Consider the following 26,866-nt stretch of genomic DNA (forward strand, 5'->3'; position numbering starts at 1 on the left):
ATCACGCAGAAAGGGGATGGCAATGCCCTTCTGCCCCAATGATTCGACGTACCCTGCCCGCTCCGATCAGACCGGCTTGGCAGAACGCCCCTTGAAATCCACAAGGGGAGCCAGACGCGCCTCGCGCAGCTCCTCCAGCGTGAAACCCAGCGCCTGCAGGGGCGCGGGAACACGCTTCTTGCTGACCCTCTGGCCAGGCTTGACGGGTGGCTCGTCGCTCCAGACGATCTGCCAGCCACCACCTTCGGCACGCTCCAGCGTGCCGCGGAATTTCTTGCGATTGGCGCTGACCTGCCCTTCAGCGGCGGCGCCGATGGGCTCCTTGAGGGTCAGGTCGATGACTTCCCCGACAAAGCGGATGAAGTCCTGCTCATGCCGCAGGGGGCGGTCGATGCCCGGGGAGGAGACCTCGAGGCGCGTGTAATCCGTGCCATCGACCTCCAGCGCGAACTGCAGCTGGCGCGTGATCTTCTCGCAGTCCTCGACTGTCACGAACTGCTCCGGCACCACCGGCTCGCCCTCCACCGGGGGCTGCCAAGGCAAATCAATTGTGACGCGCAACAGCCCGCCTGCCGAGCGTTCTATTTCCACCAGGTCATAGCCCAGACCTGTCACGGTTTGTTCAACGATTTGCTGTAGTGCCACGTGTAATTAAATTCAATCCTGCAAACACAAAAGACCCGGAACGCCCCTGGAACCTTGGCAGCAGCCATGTCCCAACAGCGCCGAGCCCCATGGCAATCCCTAAGGTCGCCCGAAGATCGCCCAAAAAAAAGGGCGGTTGGTACCCGCCCGTTTGGTCGTGAATATGCCATTGTATCCGCAAACGACCTTCAGGCCAAGTTCGCGCCGTACAAAAACAGGCGCTGGCAGGCACTGCGCAAGGCAGCCCAGGCCAGGGCGGACACCCCTTCGCGGGATGCTCAGGCGCCCACGCGCTCAAGCGCCTGCGCCGACTGAAGCCGCCGCAAAAGGGCCTGCGCTTCGGCGGGGTCGGCCGGGGCCGCGCCAGGGTCCTGGGCCAATGACTGCAGCATGCGCGCCACAACGCCCGGCTGGGGCAGCACCGGCCCCAGAAAGCGCGCGCGCTCGCCGTCAGCGATCAGCACAGAGGGAAAGGTTTCGATGTCCAGGTCCCCGGCCACATCCTCGCGGTCCTCGACATCAAGCCAGACGAAGTGCATCTGCGGGAACTGGGTGGCCAGCTCCGCAAACGCGCTCCGGTACTGGTTGCAAACGCCGCACCATTGCGCACACAGGCAAACCACCCACCAGGGGCTGGCTGCCACGCTGTCGTCCGGCAGCTTGCCGGCCATTGAATCCATGGAAAACCTCTCAGAAACCACGCCCTTCCCGGGCGCGATAAACCTCCATGGTACCGATTTCCGCCGCCTTGTTGCCCCAGGCATTGCGCACATAGCTGGCCACGGCGGCCACCTGTGCGTCAGACAGCACATGGCCAAAGGGCGGCATGCCATGCGGCTGCGGCTGTTGCCGCGTGGACGGGGGATAGCCACCGTCCAGCAGCACCAGCAGCAGGTTGCGCGGCTCGGCCATGGTCACGGAGGCATTGCCGGCCAGCGCAGGAAACGCGCCCGGTGTTCCCTGGCCCTGCGCACCATGGCAGACCGCGCACTGCCGTTCGTACACGGCCCGCCCCAAGGCCATCTGCCCGGGCTGCACAGCCTTGATGGCGCCGTGCCCGTCTGTGCCGGCAGCTGGGGCAGCAGCAGCACCCCGCTCCTGCAGATAGGAAGCCAGCGCCTGCAGATCCTGTGGCTGCCAGTGCTGGGTGCTGCGCGCCACGACTTCGGCCATGGGACCCAGTGCCGAGCCTGAAGGGCCGGACCCCGTCTGCAGCAACTGCACCCAGGCGGACTCCTGGCCGGCACGCACACCCGCCTCGCCGGGATCGAGCAGCGAAGGCGCATACCAGGACTGCCCTGCCACAAAGCTGCCGGACATGGCCTGGCCGGAGGCACCCAGGCCATTGCGCGGCGCATGGCAGGCCGCGCAATGGCCCAGCCCCTGGGCAAGATAGGCGCCGCGATTCCAGGCCGGGGCCTTCCCTGGCTGGTCCTGCCAATCCTTCGGCGAGAAGAACAGCGCCCGCCAGACGGCCAGCGACCCCTGCCAGCCATAGGGAAAGTCCAGCGCATGCGGCGGCGTCTGCGCGCGCACGGCGGGCAGGCTTTGCAGATAGGCGAACAAGGCGTCCGAATCGGCGCGCGTCACGCGGGTGTAGCTGTCATACGGGAAGGCGGGATACAGCAGGCGCCCTTCGCGCGAGCGCCCGTTGTGCAGCGCACGCCAGAAGTCCTGCGCCGACCACAGTCCCAAGCCCGTCTCCTTGTCGGAGGTGAGATTGCTGGTGTACAGCGTGCCGAACGCGGTGGGCAAGCCCCGCCCGCCCGCATATTCGGCACCGCCCGCCGCCGTGTGGCAGCCAGCGCAGTTGCCTACCCGCGCAAGGTAGGCGCCGCGCTCGACCAGGGCGGCCCGTGTTTCGGTCGATCCCGACCAGCCGCCGTGGCCATAGGCATGAACCCCCTGCTCCCCCCGCAGGTTGAGCCAGACCAGCAGCAGCCCCACCAGGACCAGGGCCAGGACCACAAGAGCCAGCAGGGGCCACCGCCCGCGTACGCTCGCGCTGGCCGGATTTTCCACTTGGACACTCATGGCCTGCCCTCCTGACCGCCCACAGCGGCCACCGCACCGCAGCGCAGCGGCAAGGAGCGCGCCAAGGCCTCGTGCCCTCCCGGCGTCGCCGATGCAGGCCGCGACGACAGCCATGCCGTGACGGCCACGACTTCCTGCGGCGTCAGCGCCTTGGCCACCTGGTCCATGCAATCGGGAGCGGCCGCCTGGCGCTGGCCCGAGCGCCAGGCGCCTATCTGGCTGTTGAGATAGTCGCGTGACAGGCCCAGCAGACCCGGGATATCGTCGCCCGCGCCCATGAGCCGCTGGCCATGGCAGGCAGCACAGGCGGGCAGGCCCCGCTGCGCGTCGCCCTGCAGCACCAGCTGCTCGCTACGCGCGAGGTCGGCGGGCGGCAGCTGCGCCGGCACGGGCGGCGCATAGGGCAGCTCAAGGCTTGCGAAATGCACGGCGATCTGGCGCAGATAGTCGTCCGACATGAATTCGATCAGCCGGTTCATGGCCGGATAGCTGCGGCGCCCCTGCTGGAAATTCTTGAGCTGGCGGTAAAGATAGCCCGCAGGCTTGCCCGCAATGCGAGGAAAGTAGCCGCTGGGTGTGGCCCGTCCCTCGGGACCATGGCAGGCCGTGCAGGCCAGCACCCTGGACGCCATGGAGCCCACATCGGGCAGAGGCGCACTGACCACGGCGGGGGGCAGGTCCGCCATCGGCACGCCCGGTGCCGGCTGGGCGGACTGCGCCATCACGCCGCATGCACAGGCCGCCAGCCATGCGCCCAGCAAGCTCCTTGCCCCCTTGACGCCTGAAAGCCCTGTCCCGTACCGCCATCGCCTGCCATGTGCCATGTCCGACGCCTCCTGTTGCGTCCTGCCGACGCGCGAATGTAGTAAACCCGTCACAAGATGCCAGTCCAGCAGGAAAAGGCCCATCGGTTGAGACCCTGCCATGACCGGGCTATGCTGGCTTCTGGCTTGTCCAGAACATCGCCCGCAAGGGCTGGAGGACGGAAATTCATGGAATACAAGGACTACTACCGCATCCTGGCCGTGGACCGGCAGGCCAGTGCTGACGAGATCAAGAAGGCCTACCGCAAGCTGGCGCGCAAGTACCACCCGGACATCAGCAAGGAAGCGGATGCCTCGCAACGCATGGCCGAGATCAATGAAGCCAACGCCGTGCTGTCCGATCCCGAAAAGCGTGCGGCCTACGACGCGCTGGCCGATGCGCCCCGCCGCAGCGCAGGCGCCGGCGGATTCCAGCCGCCACCGGACTGGGAAGGTCAGGACTTCCACTTTCGCAGCGGCGATGGCGCCATGCCGGACGGCGATGCGGATTTCAGCGAATTCTTCTCGCAGATGTTCGGCCAGGGCGCCCGCGCGCGCCATGCGGGCGGCGGGCAGCACCGACCTCCACCCGACCTGCGGGGGCAGGACCAGCACGCCAGCATCGAGCTGGACCTGCTGGACAGCTACCACGGCGCCCAGCGCAGCCTGCACCTGCGCAGCACGGTGCTGGATGAGGACGGGCGGCCGGTGGCGCGGGACAAGGAATTGCAGGTCAGCATTCCCAAGGGCGTGCGCGAGGGCCAGATGATCCGCCTGGCAGGCCAGGGCGGCCAGGGCCTGGGCAAGGGTCCTGCAGGCGACCTGCTGCTGCAGGTGCATCTGCGCCACGACCCGCGCTGGTGGGCCGAGGGCAAGGACGTCTATCAGCCCATCGCGCTCGCGCCCTGGGAAGCCGCGCTGGGCGGCACGGTCCGTCTCGCCACGATTGCCGGCGAATTCGATGTCGGCATCCCTGCCGGCAGCCGCGCAGGCCGCAAGCTGCGGATCAAGGGCAAGGGCTTGCCCGCCGCCACGCCAGGCGATCTGTATCTGGTGCTGGGCATCAGCCTGCCGGAGCCGCAGACCGACGCCCAGCGAAAGGCCTATGAGGCACTGGCCCAGGCCTTCCCCTCGTTCGATGCCCGCCAGCACGGCACGGGCCAAGGAGCCTCGCGATGAGCACGCCGCTGTATCCCTTCTACGAACCTGCAGAACTGCTGGATGAAGGCGCACTGGATCTGCACGATCTCGCCCGCCACTGCCAGCGCAACACCGCCTGGGTGGTGGAGCGCGTGCAGACCGGGGTGCTGTACTGCGAGAACGAGCCGGCCGGCGACGCGGCCGACGCGCAGGCACAGTGGCGCTTCAGCAGCCACATGCTGGTGCGTGCGCGCCGCATAGCCCATCTGGAGCACAGCTTCGATGCCGACCCTCAACTGGCCGCGCTGACGGCGGACCTGATCGAGGAAGTGCAGATGCTGCGCCGCAAGCTCCAGGCACTGCAGCACTGAGCGCATTCGCCCCAAAAGCAAAAGCCCTCTTTCGAGGGCTCTTGCTTTCAGAACGCGGCCGCAGCAGGCATGCATGCGGCCCGCCGTGCTCAGCGGTGACGCTTGCCGGGGTTCTTCTTGGTATGGGTGTGGGCGCCACGGGCGCGGCTCACGCGCTGGCCACGGCCGGGCGTCGGCAGGGTGACGCCGTTGGGCAGGGGAGGCTGGGGAGTGAACTTGCGGTCGGCTTCGGTAACGATCTTGTTGCCCATGGCATTTCCTTCTTCAAAAAAATGAGAACGCGCAATTAGGCCATAGACCTGCAGGCCCGCGCATAAAAAAACACATGGCCTGCTCCGGCATAGGGAAAGTTCCTGCGTTGCGCAGCCCGCACAGCCGCAGTTCCGGCAGCGCCGGCCTACACCGCGGCCCGGCGTTCTGTCCTAAAGTAGGAGCACGCTGCCAAGCGCACATGATGCCCCTGGCATGCGCTCCTGCCTGAACACGGAGTTCCGCACGATGTCACCCCGCCAACCACGCACAGAAGTCACCACCCCGTCCACACCCCGCCCTGCCTGGGTTCGGCCCGCGGCAGGCCTGGCTGGGCTTGCCGTCGGGGCCGCTGCAGCCGCCTTGCTTTGGAAGGGCCTGCGCAACCCGCCCATTCCTGCCACAGTGGAGCCCGTACGCGGCTGGGACATCCAGCGCTACATGGGCCGCTGGTACGAGGTGGCCCGCATAGACCACCGCTTCGAAAAAGGCCTGGAGCGCACCCAGGCCGAATACACGCCGCTTCCCGATGGAAGCGTGCATGTGCTGAACCGGGGCTACGACGCAGGCCGCCGGCGCTGGAAGTCCGCTGAAGGCAAGGCCCGCACGGTGCATGGCCCCGGCGTTGCGGCGCTCAAGGTCTCGTTCTTCGGACCGTTCTACGGCGGCTACAACGTGGTGGCCCTGGATGCCGACTACCGCTGGGCCATGGTGGTCGGCTCGGACCTGCGCTATTTCTGGATTCTTTCGCGCACCCCTGAACTGCCCGATGGCGTGGCAGCGCGCCTGCTGGCCCAGGCCCGGCTGCTGGGCGTGCCCGTGGACAAGGTGCAGTGGATTCTTCAGGACGGGGTCAATCCCACAGGCAGCTGGTAGCGGCCCGGCGGCAGGCCGGCAAACTCAGAACCCTTCGGGCATGCCGTCACCCGAAAAGCCAGCAGCCTCCACCAGCCGCTGGGTATAGGACTCACGCGGCGCGCCCAGCACCTGGGCCACGGGGCCGGATTCGACGATGGCACCATCCTTCATCACCACCACGTCATGGGCCATGGCGCGGATCACGTCCACATCGTGCGTGATGAGCAGATAGGCCAGGCCACGTTCCCGCTGCAGCCGCTGCAGCAGGCCCAGCACCTGCTGCTGAATGGTCACATCCAGCGCACTGGTGGGCTCGTCAAGCACCAGCACTTCAGGCTCCAGCACCAGGGCACGCGCAATGGCGATACGCTGGCGCTGGCCCCCGGAGAACTCATGCGGATAGCGATCGAGCAGACCGGGGAACTGCTCATCCGTCAGCCCGACGGCAGACAGCATGTCCACGACACGGTCACGGCGCTGCCGCCCCGTGAGCGCCGGGGCGTGCACGCGCAGGCCCTCGCCAACGATCTGCTCCAGCGTCAGCCGTGGCGACAGCGATGAATACGGGTCCTGGAACACCACTTGCACCTTGCGCCGCAGCGCAAGATTGGCCGGCGAGTTGCGCGTGGCCGGCTGCCTCCAGGCCTGGCCAGCGATGCGCAGCTGGCCTTCATGCGGCAGCAGTCCCAGCACGGCCTGGGCCAGCGTGGACTTGCCCGAGCCCGACTTCCCGACCACACCCACGGTGCGCCCGGGCATCAGGTCCAGGTCGGCGGACTGCACGGCAACAAAACGCCCCTGGCCAAACCAGCCGCGCACGCCCGTCAACGGCACCGGGTAGCTGACCTTGAGGCCCTGCGCATGGACCAGCGGCTCGGGAGCCGCCCCCGGTGTACCGGCCTGCGCCTCGACCAGATCGCGGCGCGGCACACTGGCCAGCAGCTTGCGCGTGTAGGCATGGCGCGGAGCTGCCATGACCGCCGGCACCTCGCCCTGCTCCACCAGCTGCCCGCGCTCCATCACCGCCACGCGATCGGCAAAGCGCCGCACCAGGTGCAGGTCGTGGGTGATCATCAGCACGGCCATGCCGGTCTGGCGTTGCAGGTCATCGAGCAATTGCAGGATCTGTCCGCGCAGCGTGACGTCGAGCGCCGTGGTCGGCTCATCGGCCAGCAGCAGGCGCGGGCTGCTGGCCAGTGCCATGGCGATCATGGCGCGCTGACGCTGGCCGCCGCTGAGCTGATGCGGAAAGGCGCGGGCACGGCGCACGGGCTCGGCAATGCCCGTGGTCGCCAGCAGTTCGGCCGCCTGGGCCAGGGACTGCGCCCGCGTCAGCCCCTGCTTGAGGCGCAGCACCTCGCCCACCTGTTCGCCCACGGTCATCAGCGGATTGAGCGCCGTCATGGGCTCCTGGAAGATCATGGCCACGTCGCCGCCGCGCACGGCCCGCATCTCGCGCTCGGGCAGGCGCAGGAGGTCGCGGCCGTCGAAAAGCGCCTGCCCGCCCAGTTGGGCGTCACCGGCCAGCCGCAGCAGGGACAGCGCCGTGATGGTCTTGCCCGAACCGGACTCACCCACCAGCGCCAGCTTCTCACCGGCCGCCAGATCGAAGCTCACGCCGTGCACCACGTCCTTGCTGCCAAAGCGCACGCGCAGGTTGCGCACAGACAGCAGCGTCCGGCCACGACCGGGGGCGGAAGGCATGTCCATTGCCGGCTGCTCTGCGTTCATGCGGCGTCCTTCGCATCAGCGGCCGGGGCTGCATCGGTGGCAGCGGCCTTGCGCGGGTCCAGGGCATCGCGCAGCGCATCGCCCATGAAGGTCAGCAGCAGCAGCGTCACCACCAGCACCGCAAAGGTGGACAGCGAGATCCACCAGGCATCGATGCTGTTCTTGCCCTGGCTCAGCAACTCGCCCAGGCTGGGCGTATCGGGCGGAACGCCCAGGCCCAGGAAATCAAGCGAAGTCAGCGCCAGGATGGCTGCACTCATGCGAAACGGCAAAAAGGTGACCACGGGCGTCATGCTGTTGGGCAGCAGATGGCGCCAGATCAGCGCGCCATTGCCCACGCCCAGCGCACGCGCCGACTTCACGTAGTCGAGCTGGCGGTTGCGCAGGAATTCGGCCCGCACATAGTCCGACAGCCCCATCCAGCCGAACAGCGACAGCAGCACCAGCAGCAGCGAGACGCTGGGCGCCAGCACCGCGCTGAAGATGATCAGCAGATACAGCTCGGGCATGGAGCCCCAGATCTCGATGAAGCGCTGAAACGCCAGATCGGTCCTGCCGCCGAAAAAGCCCTGGATGGCCCCCGTCACCACGCCCAGCACCACGCCGGAGGCCGTCAGCGCCAGCGCAAACAGCACGCTCACGCGAAAGCCGTAGATCAGTTGCGCCAGCAGATCGCGCCCGCGATCATCCGTGCCCAGCAGGTTCTCGCGCGAGGGCGGCGCCGGATTGGGCAAGCTCGCAAAGTAGTTGAGCGCCTGCGGTCCGTAGGGATTGAGCGTGTACAGCGCCCAGTTGCCACCCTGGCTCAGGCGATCCCGGATGTAGGGATCCAGATAGTCGGCCGCCGTCTCGAAGTCGCCGCCGAAGGTCTTCTCGGAATAATCGTTCCACAGCGGCCAGTAGGTCTGGCCTTCGTAGCGCACCACCAGGGGCCGGTCGTTGCTGATCAGCTCGGCGCCCAGGCTCAGCACCACCATCACGCAAAAAGCGACCAGGCTCCAATATCCCAGCCGATTGCGCCTGAACCGCAGCCAGGCCCGCCGCGCCGGCGAAACCGCCGCCGCCGCCAGCGGTGCAGGCGCCCCAGCCCCTGGCAGCCCCGTTCCAGAAACCACAACGGATTGCATTTCAGTGTCCATGTCGCTCCAGGAAACGAAGCCCGGCGCCACGCGCCGCCCGTCCGCCCCCCGCGATACAGGGCGCCGTGCATACCGGGCAAGCCGCGAAGCGGCTCGGAAGGTACCTAGTCAAACCGTACACGCGGATCCACCCACACATAACAAAGATCGCTGACCAGCTTGGTCACCAGGCCGATCAGCGTGAACAGGTACAGCGTGCCCAGCACCACGGGATAGTCGCGCCGTATCACGCTGTCATAGCTGAGCAGGCCCAGGCCGTCCAGCGAGAACAGCGTTTCTATCAGCAGCGAGCCCGTGAAGAAGGCACCGATGAAGGCGGCCGGAAAGCCGGTGACGATGGGAATCAGCGCATTGCGCAGCACATGCCGATAAAGCACCTGCCGCTCCGACAGGCCCTTGGCGCGGGCTGTCAGCACATATTGCTTGCGGATCTCTTCCAGAAAGGCATTCTTGGTGAGCATGGCGGTGATGGCGAAGCTGCCCGCCACCATGGCCGTGACCGGCAGCGCGATATGCCATAGATAGTCCACGATGCGCGCGCCCCAGGACAGCTCATCCCAGTTGGCCGAGGTCAGCCCGCGCAGCGGAAACCATTGCAGCTGCCCGCCGAAGATCACCAGCAGCGCCACGCCCAGCACAAAGCCCGGAATCGCATAGCCCACCAGGATCAGCAGCGTGGTGAAGAAGTCGAAACGCGAGCCGGCACGCACGGCCTTGGCAATGCCCAGGGGCACGGCCACGAGGTAGCTGATGAAAAAGGTCCACAGGCCCAGGCTGGCCGAGACCGGCAGCTTCTCCTTGATCAGCTGCCAGACATCCTTGTTCTGAAAGAAACTGCGCCCCAGGTCGAACCGCGCGAACTGCCCGAGCATCTGGAAGAAGCGCTCATGGGCCGGCTTGTCAAACCCGTAGAGGGCCTTGATCTGCTCTATGCGCTGTGGGTCCACCCCCTGGTTGCCACGGTAGGCCAGGCCACCGCCTTCGCCGCCACGGCCCACGCTGGCCTTGGCTTCGGCAAGGTACTGCTCCACCGGGCCACCGGGCACGAACTGCACGACCACGAAGGTCAGCAGCAGCACGCCCAGCAGGGTCGGCACCATCAGCAGCAAGCGTTTGAGTATGTAGGCCCACATAAGAAGTCCTGCATTATGTCGATTGCCGGGGGGCACCCCGGCCCGGGAGCGTGCCCATCATGCAACGGATCGCAACGATGCGGCGGCAGCGCCCGCTCATGGAGGCGGCGCGGTCAGCACCGGCATGCGGGCCCACCAGGTATCCATGGCCCAGCTCTCGCCCTTGGCGTAGGCGGGAACCACGGCGGGCCGCACCAGCCGCCAGGAGTCGTAGACCATGCGGTGCGTTCCCGCGCTCCACTGCGGAATCAGGTAGTGTCCATGCGCGATGACACGCTCCAGTGCGTGGCACGCGGGCAACAGCTGCGCCTCGGTCTTGGCCTCGGTCATGCGCCGGATCAAGGCATCGACGGCGGGATTCTTGACTCCGGGAAAATTGCCCGAGCCGTCCGTGTCCGCCGCCCGACTGCCGAACAGGTCGGCGAATTCCTGGCCCGGGTTGTTCGTGCCCTGGTAGGCAATGGAGATGATGTCGTAGTCGAACTTCTCCACGCGCTGCTGGTACAGCGCGAAGTCCGCCGAACGAAAGCGCAGCCGTATGCCCAGCTTTTCCAGATTGCGTATCCAGGGCGAGACCTGGCGTATGCCCGACTCGCTGCTGTCCAGGTACTCCAGCTCCATGGCCTGGCCCCGCGCATTGCGCAGCACGCCATCCTGAATGGTCCAGCCAGCATCGGCCAGCAATTGCCGCGCCTGGCGCAGGTTGGCACGCAGCGAGTTGTTGCCATCGGTGCGCGGCGGCTCGGCCATGGAGCCGAAAGCCTCCGGCGGAATGCTCTTGCGCAAGGGCTCCATGAGCGCCAGCTCCTCTGGCGAGGGCTCGCCATGGGTCTCGCAGGCCGTGTTGCCGAACAGCCCGCGCACGCGCTGGTAGGAGCCGTAGAACATCTGCCGGTTCATCCATTCGTAGTCCAGGGCCAGGTCCAGCGCACGGCGAACGCGCACGTCCTGCAGCAAAGGGCGCCGGGTGTTGAGCACATAGCTCTGGAACCCCGAGGGCAGCTTGTTGCTGAATTCGCCCTTGACCAGCTCGCCCCGATCGAAGCGCTTGCCGTACAGGCGCCGCGCCCAGTCGCCAGCGCTGTAAAAACGCATCAGGTCGAACTCGCCGGCCTTCAGCGCTTCCAGCTTCGCCGTGTTGTCGCGGTAGATCTTGACGGAGATGCGGTCGAAATTGGCCGTGCCCACGCGCGCGGGCAGATCGCGCCCCCAGTAGTCCGGGTCGCGCACATAGGTGATGTCCTTGCCGAAGCGCACAGGTCCTATCCTGTAGGGCCCACTGCCGATGGGCGTATCCGTCACCACCTGGTCGAAGGGCTTGGGCTTGCCGTTTTCCATGCCCCAGTCGCGGCTGAAGACGGGAATGGCGCCCACAACCAGCGGCAGTTCCCGGTTCGGCTGCTTGAAGCGAAAGCGCACCGTGCGTTCATCCAGCACGTCGACCCCCGCCACATCGAAGAACAGCGATCGGTAGCCAGGCAATGCGTGCGGCCCCACCAGCGTGTCATAGCTGAACTTGACATCGGCAGCCAGCACGGGCTTGCCGTTGTGAAAGCGCGCTTGCGGCCGCAGCCGGAACGTGGCAGACAGGCCGTCGGGGGCAGCCTGCACATCCTCTGCCAGCAGTCCGTAGCCCGTGGCGGTCTCGTCCAGCGAGGGCCACAGCAGGGTGTCGAACATCAGTTCGGCCAGATAGGCCGGAGACGATCCCTTGATGGTGAACGGGTTGTACTTGTCAAAGGTGGAGATGCGCAGGTTGCTCACCAGGCGCAGCTCGCCGCCCTTGGGGGCCTTGGCGTTGACATAGTCGAAATGGCTGAAGCCCTCGGCATAGCGGGGCTCTCCCCACAGGGCATAGGCATGCGAGCCCCACGCCGGCACACACGCCGAGGCCAGCAGCAGCGAAGAAATCATCCAATGGCGCATGCGACAATTCTGCACCACGCAGCCAGCCGCCCGCTGGCAAACGCTGACGCGGGGCCCCGCCTTCGCCGCCAGCTGCTGCGCACTTCCACTCACTTCCTCTGGAGAACAACAATGGGCTTTCTCGCCGGTAAAAAACTGCTGATCACGGGCGTTCTGTCCAACCGCTCCATCGCCTACGGCATCGCCAAGGCCTGCCACGCACAGGGCGCGGAGCTGGCGTTCAGCTATGTGGGCGAGCGCTTCAAGGACCGCATCACCGAGTTCGCCGCAGAATTCGACTCCAAGCTGATCTTCGACTGCGACGTGGCTGACGACGCCCAGATCGACAAGCTGTTCGCCGACCTGGGCGCCACCTGGGGCAAGTTCGACGGCTTCGTGCACAGCATCGGCTTCGCGCCGCGCGAGGCCATCGCCGGCAACTTCCTGGAAGGCCTGTCGCGCGAGGGCTTCAAGATCGCGCACGACATCAGCGCCTACAGCTTCCCCGCGATGGCCAAGGCGGCCCTGCCTTACCTCAACGACAAGTCCTCACTGCTGACGCTGTCGTACCTGGGCGCGCTGCGCTCCATCCCCAACTACAACACCATGGGCCTGGCCAAGGCATCGCTGGAAGCCTCGGTGCGCTACCTGGCCGAGGCCGTGGGCCGCACGGCAGACGGCCGCGCCATCCGCGCCAACGGCATCTCGGCCGGTCCCATCAAGACGCTGGCCGCATCGGGCATCAAGGACTTCGGCAAGCTGCTGGGCCGCGTGGCCGATGCATCGCCGCTGCGCCGCAACGTGACCATCGAGGATGTGGGCAATGTGGCCGCCTTCCTGCTGTCCGACCTGGCCTCGGGCGTGACGGCCGAGATCACCTACGTGGACGGCGGCTTCAGCCAGACTGCAGGCCTGTCGGCCGACCAGGTCTAAGCGGCCACCGCCACCCGACCGGCCCCGCAGGCATTGCCGCCTGCGGGGCTTTTTTTCGCCCGGAACCCACGACTGCGGGTCCTGCCTGCACGCGCAAGGAAATACACATCGGCTTGACTGAAGTCATTTTTGTTTTGAATGAGAATGATTCTCATGAATAATACAATTCTCAGATCAATATCAAGGAATCTCTGAAACCCTCGGAGCCAGCAGAGATGCAAGCAACCCCTGACCTCAGCCTGCCCTCTCCCGTTCCAGCCCCTATCGATGCGGCACAGCCGGCCTCGTCCCGGGTCTTCGACATCGCGGCAACGGCCCCGCCCTCGCGGCTGGCGCACTGACTGCAGGTCTCGCCCCCACACGCCTTACGACGCACCGATTTCCCCCGTAGTCCCTGAAAGAAACCACATGAGCAACTACACCCTGCCTCCCCTGAACTACGCCTACGACGCGCTGGAGCCCCATATCGATGCGCAGACCATGGAGATCCACTACACCAAGCACCATCAGACCTATGTGAACAACCTGAATGCCGCACTCAAGGACACGCCGCACGGCAGCCAGCCCGTGGAGCAGCTGATCGCCGACCTGTCCCTGCTGCCCGAAGGCGTGCGCGGCGCCGTGCGCAACAACGGCGGCGGCCATGCCAACCACAGCCTGTTCTGGACCGTGATGGCCCCGGCAGACCAGGGTGGCGGAGGCGCCCCCTCGGGCGAGCTGGCCCAGGCCATCGACAGGGAGCTGGGGGGCTTAGATGCCTTCAAGGCCGCCTTCACCCAGGCCGCGCTCACGCGCTTTGGCAGCGGCTGGGCGTGGCTCGTGGTGGGCAAGGACGGCAAGCTGGCCGTGGAAAGCAGCGGCAACCAGGACAGTCCGCTGATGGCCAGCATCGGCTCCGGAGCCACCCCCATCCTGGGCCTGGACGTGTGGGAACACGCCTACTACCTCAAGTACCAGAATCGCCGCCCCGAATACATCGCGGCGTTCTACAACGTAGTCAGCTGGGCCGAAGTGGCCCGCCGCTACGCCGCAGCCCGCGGCTGATCGGCCAAGCCTGCCCGCCAACGCCCCAACCCATTCCCGACCAGCATGGATCTGCCACAACGCTTCCGCTCCAAGACCAGCGTACGGTCCAACATCCGCCTGTGGATCGGCCTGGCCATCATGATGGCCGGCGCCTGGGCGCTCACCAGCCAGTTCTGGGCCTATGCCCAGAACCATCCGGTGGTCTTCCAGGCCCTGGCCGGCGGCTCGGCAGCCGCGCTGGCGACAGCCCTGGGCACCGTGCCCGTGATGCTGTCCCAGCGCCTGTCCGAGCGCACGCAGGACACCTTGTTCGGCTTTGGCGCCGGCGTCATGCTGGCGGCCTGCGCCTTCTCGCTGATCCTGCCGGGGCTGGAGGCGGTGCGTACGCAGGGCCTGTTTGGGGGCGGGAGCTGGGCGGCAGGCGCTGTCATCGGCACGGCAATCCTGCTGGGCGGCGCGGCGCTCATGCTCATGGACCGGCTGCTGCCGCACGAGCACTTCATCAAGGGCCGCGAAGGCCTGGACCCGCAAGGCGCGCGCAAGCTGCAGCGCACCTGGCTGTTCGTCTTTGCCATTGCCCTGCACAACCTGCCCGAAGGCCTGGCCATCGGCGTGGGCTATGCGGGCAACGACGGACTGCGCGCCAATGCGCTGGCCACAGGCATTGCCATCCAGGATGTGCCCGAGGGCCTGGTGGTCGCCGTGGCCCTGCTGGCTGCGGGCTACAAGCGCAGCTTTGCCGTGGCGCTGGGCATGGCATCGGGCCTGGTGGAGCCGCTGGGCGCCGTGCTGGGCGCAGTCATCGTCAGCGGCTCGGCCGCGCTGCTTCCCTGGGGCCTGGGCTTTGCGGCAGGCGCCATGCTCTTCGTGATCAGCCACGAGATCATTCCCGAGTCGCACCGCAAGGGCCACGAGGCCTTTGCCACGGGCGGCCTCATGCTGGGCTTTGTGCTGATGATGGTGCTGGACACGGCGCTGGGCTGAGTCCGCGCACCGCGCACGCCTGGCTCAGGGCAGCAAGAGCCCCAGCTCCCGCGCCGCCGCCAGCACATGGCGGGCGTGGCGCTCCTCGTAGCGGTGGGCTGGCATGGTCAGTGTCAGTGCCGCTGCCAACTCTCCATCGCGCTTGAAGACCGGGGCAGAAATCCCGGCGATCTCCCGGTGCCTGTCTCCCACCATGGCGCAGTAGCCATCGGCGCGCACGCGGGCCAGCTGCGTGCGGCTGCCGCCGCGCGATGCGGCGTACAGCTCGGCATCGAACGCGGACAGCACCCGCCCGCCCGCGCCCTGCCCCAGCGGCAGCAGATCGCCGGTGCGCGCATGGTCGCGCACGGGATGGGGCGAATCCACGCGGTACAGGCACAGCCGGTCCTGCCCCTGGCGCACGTGGTAGGCCGCACTCTCGCCCGTGGCCTGCACCAGGGTACGCAGCACGGGCATGACCACGCTGTCCAGCGAGAAATGCCGGGCATACACGGTGTTCAGCCATGCCACGGCCGGGCCCACGGCATAGCGGCCATCATCCATGCGCAGCACCCAGCCGCCATGCTCCAGCGAAGCCAGCAGCCGCAGCACGGTGCTCTTGTACAGGCGCGTGCGTTCCGACAGCTGGGCCAGCGTCAGCCCGTCATCTCCGTCGCGAAAGGCGGCCAGCAGGCTCAAGGCCCGGTCCACCGCAGCCACGCCGCCCGGCGCGGCGTTCTCGTCGGCTACCGATTCCGTCACTGATTTGCGAGGCATATCGAAGGCACCCAAGGGAAAACCCCAGGCACGCAGGCTTGACGATGGCGCGTGCAGCAGGGAATATTTCAATAGAGAGAATCAAGTTCTATCTATTAGAACGACTCAAGCAACCGATGTCAACAGGCGAATCCTGCGGTCATCGCCACCCACCACCGGATGTCCCTGCCCATGTCCTCCCACCGTTTTGACGTACTCATCAGCGAAGTCGGCCCGCGCGATGGCCTGCAGTCCGTGGCCTCCACCATGTCCACAGCGCACAAGCTGGCGTGGATCGACGCCCTGGCCCATTCGGGCCTGCAGGAGATCGAGGTCGGCTCCTTCGTCTCGCCCAAGCTGCTGCCCCAGATGGCCGACGCGGCCGAGGTGGTCGCCCACGCCATCACGCTGCCCGGCGTCACCGTGATGGCCCTGGTCCCCAATCTGCGCGGCGCCGAGGCTGCGCTGCGCGCCGGCGTCCACAAGGTCACCCTGCCCGTATCGGCCAGCCCCGCGCACTCCATGGCCAATGTGCGCAAGACCCCCATGCAAATGGTGGACGAGGTGCGGGCCATTGCCGCGCTGCGCGACGAGATCGCACCGCATGCACTGATCGAGGCGGGCATCTCCACGGCCTTCGGCTGCACGCTGCAGGGGCTGGTGCCCGAGGACGAAGTGATTGCACTGGCCCTGGCCTGCGTGGCAGCCGGCGCCGACGAATCGGGCCTGTCCGACACCACGGGCATGGCCAACCCGGCCCAGGTGCGGCGCCTGTTCACACGGCTGCGCGCCGAGCTGGGCGAACAGGCAGGCGCGGCCCACATGCACAATACGCGCGGCCTGGGCCTGGCCAACTGCCTGGCCGCCTACGAGGCTGGCGCGCGCACCTTCGATGCCTCGCTGGCCGGCCTGGGTGGCTGCCCGTACGCGCCCGGTGCCTCGGGCAACGTGGTCACCGAAGACCTGGTCTTCATGTTCGAGGCCATGGGCATCCGCACCGGCGTGGACATCGATCGCCTGATCGCCGCCCGCCAGCCGCTGGCCGCTGGCCTGCCCGGCGAGGAGCTGCACGGCATGACGCCGCTGGCCGGATTGCCCAAGGGCTTTGTGCCCCACCCCTACGCACCGGCCTGAGCCGCGGCGACAACCCATACATTCATTCACCGTTTTCCCATGAGCCAACCCACCTCCCCCGACACGGCCGCAGGCCAGGCCACGCCACTGCCCTACGCAGGCATCCGCGTGGTCGAGTTCACCCACATGGTCATGGGTCCGTCCTGCGGCATGATGCTGGCCGACCTGGGCGCCGAAGTCATCAAGGTCGAGCCCGTGGGCCACGGCCGCGACGGCGATGCCACGCGCAAGCTGCTGGGTTCGGGCTCGGGCTTTTTCCCGCTGTTCAACCGCAACAAGAAGAGCGTGACGCTGGACCTGCAGACCGAGGAAGGCAAGCAGGCCGCGCTGCGCCTGATCGCCACGGCCGACGTGGTCTGCGAGAACTTCAAGCCCGGCACCATGCGCAAGCTGGGGCTGGACTACCACACCCTCAAGGACCGCTTCGAGCGCCTCATCTACGTGAGCCACAAGGGCTTTCTGCCCGGCCCCTACGAGCACCGCACGGCGCTGGACGAGGTGGTGCAGATGATGGGCGGCCTGGCCTACATGACGGGCCGCCCCGGCGACCCGCTGCGCGCCGGTGCCAGCGTCAACGACATCATGGGCGGCATGTTCGGCGCCATGGGCGCGATGGCTGCCCTGGCCCAGCGCGAGAAGACCGGGCGCGGCCAGGAAGTGCAAAGCGCACTGTTCGAGAACAACATCTTCCTGGTCGCCCAGCACATGATGCAGTTCGCCGTCACCGGCAAGCCGGCCGCGCCCATGCCGGCACGCATCTCGGCCTGGGCCATCTACGACGTGTTCGAGGTCCAGGGCGGCGAGCAGATCTTCCTGGCCGTGGTCAGCGACGGCGCCTGGCGCCTGTTCTGCGATGCCTTCGGCCTGGGCGAGCTGCGCGACGATCCGCGCCTTGGCAGCAACAACGACCGCGTGCTGGCGCGCAGCTGGCTGATGCCGCTGCTGCGCGAGAAGATGGCCTCGCACAGCGCCGCCCACATTGCCGAGGTCTTCGAGAAGAACGGCCTGCCCTTCGCCCCCATCGCACGCCCGCAGGACCTGCTGCAAGACCCGCACCTGAACGCCACGGGCGCGCTGGCCCCCATCACCCTGCCCGATGGCCGCGAGACCAAGACCGTGCTGCTGCCCTTCACGCTGGACGGCAAGCGCCTGGATGTGCGCCTGTCGCCCCCGCGCCTGGGCGAGCACAGCCTGGAGATCCTCACCGCACTGGGCTACAGCAGCGAGCAGGCCCTGGCCCTGGCCCAGGGCGAGGCCACCGACAGCCACGCCAAGGCCTCCCATTGATGCCAGGCTGAGCCACTGAAGCCGCCGCCGTCCACCCGACGCGCGGCGCCCCTGCAACCTTGCACCCCATCCACCCCACACCGGACGACGCTTGCCGCGCGCCCGGCGGGGAGGCCTTTTCCCAAAAATTCCCGGAGACAACACCATGCCCGCCATCCACCGCAACCCGGCCGCCCAAAACCGGACACAGACACTGACCCAGGCCCGCCCTTGTTCCGCCCCGCGCCGCCAGTTGCTGCTGTGCGCCCTGCCCGCATTGGCTGCCGCCCTGCTCCCCCTGGCGGCCCAGGCCCAGCCCGGCAACTGGCCCTCGCGCGCCGTGCGCATGGTCGTGCCCTACACGCCGGGCGGCGGCACGGACGCGGTCGCGCGCCAGATCAGCGAGCGCGTGGGCACGCTGAACCAATGGACCGTGGTGGTGGACAACAAGCCCGGCGCGGGCGGCAACATCGGGCTGGATGCGGTGGCCAAGTCCGCGCCGGATGGCTATACCTTCGGCATGGGCCAGACCGCCAACCTCGCCATCAACCCCGCCCTGCTGCCCAGCATGCCCTTCAACCCCCGCACCGACCTGATCCCCGTGGCCCTGGTCGCCGCCCAGCCCACGGTGCTGGTCGTGCCGCAGGACTCGCCATGGAAATCGGTGCAGGACCTGGTCAAGGCCGCCAAGGCCGACCCGGGCGGCATCCGCCAGGGACTGGCATCGACGGGCACGGTGGGCCACTTGGCCGGCGAGATGCTGGCCTTCAAGGCCGGCATCCAGGTGCTCAACGTGCCCTACAAGGGCGCAGCGCCGGCCGTGACCGACCTGCTGGGCAAGCAGACGCACTACATGTTCGGCACGCCCCAGGCCGTCTATCCGCTGCTCAAGGGCGGCAAGCTGCGCGCCCTGGCAGTGACCTCGGCCAGGCGCCTGCCCATCCTGCCCGAGGTGCCCACCGTGGCCGAGTCGGGCTATGCAGGCTTCGAGGCCGTGGACTGGAAACTGATCGTCGCGCCCAAGGGCACGCCGGCCACCATCGTGCAGAAGATGAATACCGCCGTGAACGCGGCCCTGCAGCAGCCCGCCGTGCAGCAGCAACTGCAGGCCGAGGGCAGCACGGCCCTGGGCGGCAGCATGCAGGACGCGGCCCGGTACCTGCTCAAGGAGCAGACGGACTGGGCCGCGCTGATCCGCGATGCCAGGATCCGCCTGGAGTGAGCGGCAAACAGCGGGCAAGAAAAAAGGCGCGGCGCCCCTTGCGGGGACCGCGCCTTTTTGACGGGCCGTCGTCAGCCGGCCAGCCGATCAGATCGTGCGGCCGAAGGGGCCATCATCGCCCACCTGCACCATCTTGCGGCCACGCGCCGGCTTGGCAGCCGTGCCGACTTCCGGCGCCGACCCGGCCTTGCGGGCCGCTGCGGGGCGCTTGGCCGGCGCCTTGACGGCAGCAGCCTTCACGGCCTTTTTGGCAGCGGGCTTTGCCGCAGCCTTGGCAGCCGGCTTGGCCGCAGCCTTGGCCGCAGCCTTGGCCGCTGCGGATTTTCCGGCCGCAGACTTGCCGGCAGCCGGCGCCTTGCGGGCAGGAGCGGCCTGGGCCACGCAGTCGGCGTAGTAGCGCACCTCGCCGTCCGCGTCCTCCAGCTCCACCAGGCCGTGGATGTCGGTCTCGAAGCCAGGGCACTCCTTGGCGAACTCACGCGCGAACAGCAGGTAATCCACGATCTTGCGGTTGAACACCTCGCCGGGGATCAGCAGCGGAATGCCGGGCGGGTACGGCGTGACCAGGCCCACGGTGATGCGGCCTTCCAGGTGGTCGATCTCCACGCGCTCGGTCTTGCGGTGCGCGATGTGGGCGTAGGCATCGCTGGGCTTCATCGCGGGCTTGAGGTCCGACAGATACATCTCGGTCGTCAGGCGGGCGATGTCGTACTTGGCGTACAGCTCGTGCACGTGCTGGCACAGGTCGCGCAGGCCCATGCGCTCGTAGCGGCGGTGCTGCTGGCAGAACTCGGGCAGGATGCGTGCCAGCGGCTGGTTGCGGTCGTAGTCGTCCTTGAACTGCTGCAGCGCCGTCAGCATGGTGTTCCAGCGGCCCTTGGTGATGCCGATGGTGAACATGATGAAGAACGAGTACAGGCCCGTCTTCTCCACCACCACGCCGTGCTCGGCCAGGTACTTGGTCACGATGGAGGCCGGGATGCCCGTGTCCGAGAAATCGCCGTCCAGGTCCAGGCCCGGCGTCACGATGGTGGACTTGATCGGGTCCAGCATGTTGAAGCCGTCGGCCAGTTCGCCAAAGCCGTGCCAGTTGTCGAACTCCTTGCCGTTCTTGGCCTTGGAGCGCTTGGGCGCCGCGTCCTGGCCGCGGATGATCCAGTCCTGGGCCGAGCCGACGCCTTCATCGGCCAGCTTCTCGGGGCCCCAGACCTCGAACCACCAGTCGTCGTCGCCGAACTCGTCTTCGACCTTGCGCATGGCACGGCGGAAGTCCAGCGCCTCCAGAATCGACTCTTCCACCAGGGCCGTGCCGCCGGGCGGCTCCATCATCGCGGCGGCCACGTCGCAGCTGGCGATGATGCTGTACTGGGGGCTGGTCGAGGTGTGCATCAGGTACGCCTCGTTGAACAGGTGGTGGTCCAGCTTTTCGGTCTGGCTGTCCTGCACCAGCACATGCGATGCCTGGCTGATGCCGGCCAGCAGCTTGTGGATGGACTGCGTGGCATACACCACCGAGTGCTTGGGGCGCGCGCGCTTCTTGCCCATGGCGTGGTAGCTGCCATAGAACGGGTGGAAGGCAGCGTGCGGCAGCCAGGCCTCATCGAAGTGCAGGTTGGCCACATAGCCGTCCAGCATGCTCTTGATGGTCTCGGTGTTGTAGAGCACGCCGTCGTAGGTGGACTGCGTCAGCGTCAGCACGCGCGGCTTTACCGTCTTGGCATCCACGCCCTTGAGCAGCGGATTGGCCGCGATCTTGGCCTGGATGGACTCCACCGAGAACTCGCTTTGCGGGATCGGGCCGATGATGCCGAAGTGGTTGCGCGTGGGCTTGAGGAACACCGGAATCGCACCCGTCATGATGATGGAGTGCAGGATGGACTTGTGGCAGTTGCGGTCCACCACGACCACGTCGCCGGGCGCCACGGCGTGGTGCCAGACGATCTTGTTCGACGTGGACGTGCCGTTGGTCACGAAGTAGCAGTGATCGGCATTGAAGATGCGCGCGGCATTGCGCTCGCTCTCGCCGATGGCGCCGTTGTGGTCCAGCAATTGGCCCAGTTCCTCCACCGCGTTGCACACGTCGGCGCGCAGCATGTTCTCGCCGTAGAACTGGTGGTACATCTGGCCCACGGGGCTCTTGAGGAAGGCCACGCCGCCCGAGTGTCCGGGGCAGTGCCAGCTGTAGGAGCCGTCTTCCGCATAGTCCAGCAGCGCCTTGAAGAACGGCGGCTGCACGCCTTCCAGGTAGCTCTTGGCCTCGCGGATGATGTGCTTGGCCACGAACTCCGGCGTGTCCTCGAACATGTGGATGAAGCCGTGCAGCTCGCGCAGGATGTCGTTGGGCAGGTGGCGGCTGGTCTTGGTCTCGCCGTAGATGTAGATCGGCACATCGGCGTTCTTGCGGCGCACTTCGCCGATGAAGCTGCGCAGGCTGTGGATCACGGGATCGCTTTCGCCACCCAGCGAGAACTCCTCGTCATCGATGGACAGGATGAAGGCACTGGCCCGGCTTTGCTGCTGCGCGAACTGCGACAGGTCGCCGTAGCTGGTCACCCCCAGCACCTCGAAACCTTCTTGCTCGATGGCCTGTGCCAGGGCGCGGATGCCCAGGCCCGAGGTGTTCTCGGAACGGTAGTCCTCGTCGATGATGACGATGGGAAAGCGAAACTTCATGGGGGCAGCCTCCGTAACCTGAGCGGGCCTAAAAAACGAAACAGGCGCGAAGTGTAAGGAATATCCTTATTGCGCCTTTGAAGCGTGCGGCTTTTCACCCAGAATGTGGTGCACTAAACACAAGCAACCGTCATAAACAGGGAGTCTGGGAATGGAATATTCCACCATCTGGTGGCTCGTCGCCGGCGCATTGGTCATCGCCGAATTGCTGACCGGCAGCTTCTATCTGCTGATGCTGGCACTGGGCGCCATCGTCGGCGCGCTGTGCGCCCACATGGGCCTGGCGCCCATTGCCCAGCTCGTCATTGCCGCCGTGCTCGGCAGCGCCTTCGTACTGGCCTGCTACCTGGTGCGCCGGCGCCTGCCCAGCCGCCAGCCCGCCTCCAGCAACCGCGACGTCAACCTCGATGTCGGCGAATCCGTCATGGTCGAGCAATGGAACTCCGACGGCACGGCCCAGGTCCGCTACCGCGGCGCCCAATGGACCGTGATCAGCCGCCCGGGCAACCTGCCCTCTGCCGGCATGCACCGCGTGGCCGAGGTCGTCGGCAACCGGCTGCTGGTGGACAAACTCTGATTGCCCATCCCCACGCCCGCGCTTCACGGCGCGGGCATCTGCATCGGGCATAGTGGCAGGCACCATCCGCCAGCCGTCCCGCCGCCCTCTTGTTTCACCGAACGCCCCTCCGGGGCCTGGAGACACCATGGAAATCGCCATCGTCATTCTGGTCATCGCGGCCATCTTCATCGCACGGTCCATCAAGGTCGTGCCCCAGCAGCACGCCTGGGTCAAGGAACGCCTCGGCAAGTACGCCGGCACGCTCACGCCCGGCCTGAACTTCCTCGTGCCCTTCGTGGACCGCGTGGCCTACAAGCACAGCCTCAAGGAAATCCCGCTGGACGTGCCCAGCCAGGTCTGCATCACGCGCGACAACACCCAGCTGCAGGTGGACGGCATCCTCTACTTCCAGGTCACCGATCCCATGCGCGCCAGCTACGGCTCGTCCAACTACATCATGGCCGTCACCCAGCTGGCCCAGACCTCGCTGCGTTCCGTGATCGGCAAGCTCGAACTGGACAAGACCTTCGAGGAGCGCGACATGATCAACGCCCAGGTGGTCTCCGCCATCGACGAGGCCGCGCTCAACTGGGGCGTGAAGGTGCTGCGCTATGAAATCAAGGACCTGACGCCGCCGGCCGAAATCCTGCGCTCCATGCAGGCCCAGATCACGGCCGAGCGCGAAAAGCGCGCCCTGATCGCAGCCTCCGAAGGCCGCCGCCAGGAACAGATCAACATCGCCACGGGCGAGCGCGAAGCCTTCATCGCCCGCTCCGAAGGCGAGAAGCAGGCCGTCATCAACAAGGCCCAGGGCGAGGCCGAGTCCATCAAGGCGGTCGCAGACGCCACGGCCCAGGCCATCGAACGCGTGGCCAACGCCATCCGCCAGCCCGGTGGCGAGCAGGCCGTGCAGCTCAAGGTCGCCGAAAAGGCCGTCGAGGCCTATGGCCAGGTCGCCTCTGATGCCACCACCACGCTGATCGTGCCCAGCAACATGACCGAAGTCTCCAGCCTGATCACCTCGGCCATGAAGATGATCCAGACCGGCCAGCGCACCAGCTGAAAGCCGCCGCCACGCCATGAACAACGGGCCATCGCGGCCCGTTTTTCATTGCAGCGGCGTTGTGCGGATCAGGCGGGTGCGCCCACCTGCTGCACCAGGCCCATGGCGAAGCGCCCGTGGCCCACGGACCAGTCCGAGTAGTCGTTCTCATGCATGAAGATGAACACGTCGGCCGGCGCAACCCCCGCCCCTTCATGCAGATTGCGCGCAATGGCCGCATACAAGGCCTTCTTCATCGCATCGCTGCGCCCGCGCCGCATGGTGATCTCGACCACCACCACCGCATCCGAACGCGCTACCCCGTTGAAACTGCGGCTGAACGCGAACTGCCCGGGAGCGTACGGATGCACCATGTTGAACAGTTCGTCCTCGGGCATGCCGATGCCCTCCACCAGGGCGCGGTGAATGCCCTGCACGACGGCATCGCGCTGGGAAGTGGAGGTGGACTGGGGCAGATAGGTGTGGACGAAGGGCATGGTGCTATGTGCTTTGGGATCGAATGGAGAGGGAAAGTCCGGCCAGAATCCACGCAGGATTGCCAGCCGAAGCGGCAAATCTACCGACCGGCCCATGGCCTGAAAAGCGATGATTCGGCCGGTTCTATGTACCTGGAACTCACATAGCCTCCACCCGCCCCGTGACCCGACCCATGACCCGGCCCATGACCCGCCGCCTGCCCCCGCTGGCCGCCCTGCGCGCCTTTGAAGCCGCCGCACGCCTGGGCCGCATGACGGCGGCTGCGGACGAGCTGTGCGTCTCGCCCGGCGCCGTCAGCCGCCAGGTCAGGCAGCTGGAGCAGCACCTGGGCCTGCCGCTGTTCGCAGGCACCAAGGCCCGCCCCACGCTCACCGCGGCAGCGCGCACCCTGCAGCCGGCGCTGACCCAGGCCTTCGAGCAGATCCATGAGGCGGTGCGCAGCCTGGGCGACGCCCACGAAGGACCTCTGGACGTGGCCTGCTTCAGCACCTTCACCGTCAAATGGCTGATCCCCCGGCTGTTCGACTTTCACGCGCACCACCCCGGCATCGAGGTGCGCCTGCGCACTACCGACACCGGCACCGACGCTGCACGCGAAGGCTGCGACCTGCTCATCACGGCCATCACGCACGACAGCGGCGAGGCCCTTGCAGACAACGAGACGTCCCTGCCTCTTTTCGCCGAATACCTGGGCCCGGTGATGTCCCCGGCCATGGCAGGACGCCTCCAGCAGCCTGAAGACCTGGCCAGCCTCCCCTTGCTGCACACGCGCGGCCGGCGCAACGCCTGGGACCTGTGGGCCGCCTCCATGGACATGGCCCCGCCCGCAGCGGCCGGCCCCGTCTACGAGCACTACTACTTCACGCTGGAAGCGGCGCTGCGCGGCCTGGGCGCGGCCGTCGCCCCCTGGCACCTGGTGATGGACGACGTGCAGGCCGGTCGCCTGCTGGCGCCCTTCGGCTTCACGGCCTCCGGCTACCGCTACCTGGCGCTGCGCCGCAGCACTGCGGTGCAGACCCGGCTCGACATCTTCTGCAACTGGCTGCAGGCGCAGGCACGGGCCATGCCCGAAGCGCCAGCCGTCCAGGGCATATCGATCACGCATGCAGGAAACTTCGCGGCCACCCAAAAAATCGATGCTAGAATCGCGGTCTTCGGAGAGGTGGATGAGCGGTTTAAGTCGCACGCCTGGAAAGCGTGTGTGGGCTAATCCCCACCGCGGGTTCGAATCCCGCCCTCTCCGCCAAAATGATCTAAGCCCTTGATTGATTCAATCAAGGGCTTTTTTCTTTGCGCAGCGTGACCACACGGCAGGCATCAGGTCATCGAGCTGGATGCACTGGATGATGAAGGGCTCGAGGTTGATCTTGCCCTCCTCGACCAGCTTGATGGTTTCCTGGTGGTCGTTGCAGTAGGCAATGGTGCCGCGCACGTCCAGCTGCTTCATGACCACGCTGTGCACGTTCGAACGACACATCCACGCCCTTGCCGTCGGTGAGCTTCATCACCTCGGCCACCACGTCCACCTCGGAGGGGTCCAGGATGTGCCCGATTCACGCGCCTTTTGCTTGCGCTTGGCACTGAGCGCGGTGATGACGACGGTCAGGCCCTTGGCCTTGAGGATGGCCGACAGCAGCAGGCCGATGGGGCCGGCGCCGCCCACCAGTGCCACATCGCCGGCCTTCGCTCCGCTGCGGGTGTAGGCATGGTGGCCCACGGACAGCGGCTCGATCAGCGCGGCCTGGTCCAGTGGAATGGCGTCGGAGATGGGATGCACCCAGCGGCGCTTGACGGCAATCCGCTCGGACAGCCCGCCACCACGCCCGAGAACTCATGCCCCATGGTGATGGATGCGGACTCGCCCGAGATGGGATGCGGGTGGCCGCAGGGCGGGATGAAGATCGGCCCTTCCATGAACTCATGCAGATCCGTGCCGCAGATGCCGCACCAGGCCACCTCGATGCCCACGGTGCCGGGCTCCACCACGGGTTCGGGGATGTCCTCGATGCGGATGTCGCCCCGGTCGTGGAAACGTGCTGCTTTCATGATTGAACTTTCTGTTTTGCAAGGCTGGGTTGGCGGGCGGCACAGCCGCCCCATGGCGACTATTCGGCCTTACCGCAGGTGATGAACTTGCTGCAGGTAACTGCGCAGCCATTCCCGAGGCACTGCTGGAGAGCGAGCTGTTCGGCTACCTGCCCGGCACCTGGACCGGCGGTGCCAGCAAGGGCCGCGAAGGGCTGATTGCTGCGGCACACGAGGGCACGCTGTTCCTTGACGAGATCGGCGACATGCCCCTGGCCCTGCAGGCCAAGCTGCTGCGGGTGCTGTCCGAATCCGAAATCACTCCCTTGGGCGCGCGCGCCACGGGCGGTGGCGGTGCGCTTCATCTCGGCCTCGCACCAGCCGCTGGCCGAGCTGGTGCGGCGTGGCAGCTTCCGGGAAGACCTGCTGTACCGCCTCAACGCGGCCGAGCTTCGCCTGCCTGCGCAGCGACCTGCAGACCATTGCCGACCAGATGCTGGCCACCCTGGGCAGCCACCTGCACCTGGGCGACGCAGCCCGCGCCGTGCTGGCCGCGCACGCCTGGCCCGGCAACCTGCGCGAGCTGCACAACGCGCTGCGCTACGCCGCAGCCCTGTGCGGCCACGATGGCGACGGCACCATCGAGCCCGACCACCTGCCTGACCACCTGCACGATGCGCTGCACCGCGCACCAGCGCGCACCGCCTTGGCTGGCAATGCCGGCGAGCCCGCCGCACAGGCGCTGGAACAGCTGCTTGCGC

Annotated in this window: 24 protein-coding genes, 1 tRNA gene and 3 pseudogenes; 15 read left to right on the forward strand and 13 right to left on the reverse strand. The window is 67.0% G+C overall.

Annotation, left to right across the window (positions count from 1 at the left end; all coding sequences use genetic code 11):
• Positions 1–66: 66 nt before the first annotated feature.
• The 4 genes from rimP to GRX31_RS26615 form a co-directional block, all read right to left on the reverse strand.
• A complete protein-coding gene (gene rimP / locus GRX31_RS26600) occupies positions 67–645 on the reverse strand; it encodes a ribosome maturation factor RimP (protein ID WP_026062108.1) in 579 nt (192 codons plus the stop codon).
• 278 nt (positions 646–923) lie between these two features.
• Positions 924–1,325 (reverse strand): thioredoxin family protein, encoded by a 402-nt coding sequence (locus GRX31_RS26605; RefSeq protein WP_160855621.1) that lies wholly within the window; start codon positions 1,323–1,325, stop codon positions 924–926.
• Positions 1,326–1,335: 10 nt separating this feature from the next.
• Positions 1,336–2,679: a cytochrome c gene (locus tag GRX31_RS26610; protein WP_160855623.1), complete on the reverse strand. Its 1,344-nt coding sequence runs from the start codon at positions 2,677–2,679 to the stop codon at positions 1,336–1,338.
• Positions 2,676–3,503, reverse strand: a complete 828-nt coding sequence (locus tag GRX31_RS26615) for a c-type cytochrome (RefSeq protein ID WP_160855625.1) — start codon at positions 3,501–3,503, stop codon at positions 2,676–2,678. Before GRX31_RS26615 ends, GRX31_RS26610 begins: the two co-directional genes overlap by 4 nt.
• A gap of 168 nt (positions 3,504–3,671) precedes the next feature.
• Here GRX31_RS26615 and GRX31_RS26620 point away from each other — a divergent pair, with 168 nt between their 5' ends.
• Both GRX31_RS26620 and GRX31_RS26625 read left to right on the forward strand, forming a co-directional pair.
• Positions 3,672–4,661 (forward strand): DnaJ C-terminal domain-containing protein, encoded by a 990-nt coding sequence (locus GRX31_RS26620; protein ID WP_016448890.1) that lies wholly within the window; start codon positions 3,672–3,674, stop codon positions 4,659–4,661.
• The gene (locus GRX31_RS26625; RefSeq protein WP_016448891.1) at positions 4,658–4,993 is read left to right on the forward strand and encodes a hypothetical protein; all 336 of its coding nucleotides are present in this window, start codon (positions 4,658–4,660) and stop codon (positions 4,991–4,993) included. Before GRX31_RS26620 ends, GRX31_RS26625 begins: the two co-directional genes overlap by 4 nt.
• A gap of 89 nt (positions 4,994–5,082) precedes the next feature.
• Here GRX31_RS26625 and GRX31_RS30665 read toward each other — a convergent pair whose 3' ends face one another.
• Positions 5,083–5,244 carry a hypothetical protein gene (locus GRX31_RS30665; RefSeq protein WP_012204826.1) on the reverse strand — a complete coding sequence of 54 codons (162 nt, stop codon included), beginning with the start codon at positions 5,242–5,244 and terminating at the stop codon, positions 5,083–5,085.
• 247 nt (positions 5,245–5,491) lie between these two features.
• On the opposite strand from GRX31_RS30665, the gene GRX31_RS26630 reads away from it, so the two are divergent.
• Positions 5,492–6,118, forward strand: coding sequence for a lipocalin family protein (locus GRX31_RS26630; protein WP_016448892.1), 627 nt, complete (start codon positions 5,492–5,494; stop codon positions 6,116–6,118).
• A 24-nt stretch (positions 6,119–6,142) separates the two neighbouring features.
• Here the strand turns inward: GRX31_RS26630 and GRX31_RS26635 are convergent, their stop codons facing one another.
• The 4 genes from GRX31_RS26635 to GRX31_RS26650 all read right to left on the reverse strand — a co-directional run bounded on the left by GRX31_RS26635 (position 6,143) and on the right by GRX31_RS26650 (position 12,029).
• Positions 6,143–7,831: an ABC transporter ATP-binding protein gene (locus GRX31_RS26635; protein ID WP_160855627.1), complete on the reverse strand. Its 1,689-nt coding sequence runs from the start codon at positions 7,829–7,831 to the stop codon at positions 6,143–6,145.
• A complete protein-coding gene (locus GRX31_RS26640) occupies positions 7,828–8,958 on the reverse strand; it encodes an ABC transporter permease (RefSeq protein WP_237426784.1) in 1,131 nt (376 codons plus the stop codon). The genes GRX31_RS26635 and GRX31_RS26640 overlap by 4 nt, the downstream gene beginning before the upstream one ends.
• A gap of 116 nt (positions 8,959–9,074) precedes the next feature.
• Positions 9,075–10,103 (reverse strand): microcin C ABC transporter permease YejB, encoded by a 1,029-nt coding sequence (locus GRX31_RS26645; RefSeq protein ID WP_016448895.1) that lies wholly within the window; start codon positions 10,101–10,103, stop codon positions 9,075–9,077.
• Positions 10,104–10,199: 96 nt separating this feature from the next.
• Positions 10,200–12,029, reverse strand: coding sequence for an extracellular solute-binding protein (locus GRX31_RS26650; RefSeq protein WP_237426785.1), 1,830 nt, complete (start codon positions 12,027–12,029; stop codon positions 10,200–10,202).
• 111 nt (positions 12,030–12,140) lie between these two features.
• Between GRX31_RS26650 and fabI the strand changes: the two genes are divergently transcribed.
• The 4 genes from fabI (at position 12,141) to GRX31_RS26665 (ending at position 14,951) form a co-directional block, all read left to right on the forward strand.
• Positions 12,141–12,941 (forward strand): enoyl-ACP reductase FabI, encoded by an 801-nt coding sequence (gene fabI / locus GRX31_RS26655; RefSeq protein WP_016448897.1) that lies wholly within the window; start codon positions 12,141–12,143, stop codon positions 12,939–12,941.
• A 215-nt stretch (positions 12,942–13,156) separates the two neighbouring features.
• Positions 13,157–13,282 carry a hypothetical protein gene (locus GRX31_RS31055; RefSeq protein ID WP_016452390.1) on the forward strand — a complete coding sequence of 42 codons (126 nt, stop codon included), beginning with the start codon at positions 13,157–13,159 and terminating at the stop codon, positions 13,280–13,282.
• Positions 13,283–13,349: 67 nt separating this feature from the next.
• Positions 13,350–13,985, forward strand: coding sequence for a superoxide dismutase (locus GRX31_RS26660; RefSeq protein ID WP_160855631.1), 636 nt, complete (start codon positions 13,350–13,352; stop codon positions 13,983–13,985).
• A gap of 45 nt (positions 13,986–14,030) precedes the next feature.
• The gene (locus tag GRX31_RS26665; RefSeq protein WP_016452392.1) at positions 14,031–14,951 is read left to right on the forward strand and encodes a ZIP family metal transporter; all 921 of its coding nucleotides are present in this window, start codon (positions 14,031–14,033) and stop codon (positions 14,949–14,951) included.
• A 24-nt stretch (positions 14,952–14,975) separates the two neighbouring features.
• Here the strand turns inward: GRX31_RS26665 and GRX31_RS26670 are convergent, their stop codons facing one another.
• A complete protein-coding gene (locus tag GRX31_RS26670) occupies positions 14,976–15,707 on the reverse strand; it encodes an IclR family transcriptional regulator (RefSeq protein ID WP_160855633.1) in 732 nt (243 codons plus the stop codon).
• Between the two features lie 159 nt (positions 15,708–15,866).
• Here GRX31_RS26670 and GRX31_RS26675 point away from each other — a divergent pair, with 159 nt between their 5' ends.
• The 3 genes from GRX31_RS26675 (at position 15,867) to GRX31_RS26685 (ending at position 19,308) form a co-directional block, all read left to right on the forward strand.
• A complete protein-coding gene (locus GRX31_RS26675) occupies positions 15,867–16,820 on the forward strand; it encodes a hydroxymethylglutaryl-CoA lyase (RefSeq protein WP_160855635.1) in 954 nt (317 codons plus the stop codon).
• A 39-nt stretch (positions 16,821–16,859) separates the two neighbouring features.
• Positions 16,860–18,107, forward strand: coding sequence for a CaiB/BaiF CoA transferase family protein (locus tag GRX31_RS26680; RefSeq protein WP_160855637.1), 1,248 nt, complete (start codon positions 16,860–16,862; stop codon positions 18,105–18,107).
• Positions 18,108–18,252: 145 nt separating this feature from the next.
• Entirely contained in the window at positions 18,253–19,308 is a 1,056-nt protein-coding gene (locus tag GRX31_RS26685) for a Bug family tripartite tricarboxylate transporter substrate binding protein (protein WP_160855639.1), read from the forward strand.
• Between the two features lie 87 nt (positions 19,309–19,395).
• On the opposite strand, the gene GRX31_RS26690 is transcribed toward GRX31_RS26685, so the two are convergent.
• Positions 19,396–21,981, reverse strand: coding sequence for an arginine/lysine/ornithine decarboxylase (locus GRX31_RS26690; RefSeq protein WP_061287770.1), 2,586 nt, complete (start codon positions 21,979–21,981; stop codon positions 19,396–19,398).
• A gap of 151 nt (positions 21,982–22,132) precedes the next feature.
• On the opposite strand from GRX31_RS26690, the gene GRX31_RS26695 reads away from it, so the two are divergent.
• Positions 22,133–22,558, forward strand: a complete 426-nt coding sequence (locus GRX31_RS26695; protein WP_016448906.1) for an NfeD family protein — start codon at positions 22,133–22,135, stop codon at positions 22,556–22,558.
• A gap of 127 nt (positions 22,559–22,685) precedes the next feature.
• The gene (locus GRX31_RS26700) at positions 22,686–23,603 is read left to right on the forward strand and encodes an SPFH domain-containing protein (protein ID WP_016448907.1); all 918 of its coding nucleotides are present in this window, start codon (positions 22,686–22,688) and stop codon (positions 23,601–23,603) included.
• A gap of 68 nt (positions 23,604–23,671) precedes the next feature.
• On the opposite strand, the gene GRX31_RS26705 is transcribed toward GRX31_RS26700, so the two are convergent.
• A complete protein-coding gene (locus GRX31_RS26705) occupies positions 23,672–24,079 on the reverse strand; it encodes a tautomerase family protein (RefSeq protein ID WP_016448908.1) in 408 nt (135 codons plus the stop codon).
• A gap of 185 nt (positions 24,080–24,264) precedes the next feature.
• Here GRX31_RS26705 and GRX31_RS26710 point away from each other — a divergent pair.
• Positions 24,265–25,223: pseudogene (locus GRX31_RS26710) on the forward strand (LysR substrate-binding domain-containing protein).
• Positions 25,224–25,236: 13 nt separating this feature from the next.
• Positions 25,237–25,326 (forward strand) — tRNA-Ser (locus GRX31_RS26715).
• 69 nt (positions 25,327–25,395) lie between these two features.
• On the opposite strand, the pseudogene GRX31_RS31110 reads toward GRX31_RS26715, so the two are convergent.
• Positions 25,396–26,126, reverse strand: a pseudogene (locus GRX31_RS31110) (zinc-binding dehydrogenase); the annotation flags it as partial.
• A 98-nt stretch (positions 26,127–26,224) separates the two neighbouring features.
• Here GRX31_RS31110 and GRX31_RS26725 point away from each other — a divergent pair.
• A pseudogene (locus tag GRX31_RS26725) lies at positions 26,225–26,866 on the forward strand (sigma 54-interacting transcriptional regulator); the annotation flags it as partial.

The organism is Delftia sp. CH05 (assembly GCF_009827015.1).
GTDB classification, from domain to species: domain Bacteria; phylum Pseudomonadota; class Gammaproteobacteria; order Burkholderiales; family Burkholderiaceae_C; genus Comamonas; species Comamonas tsuruhatensis.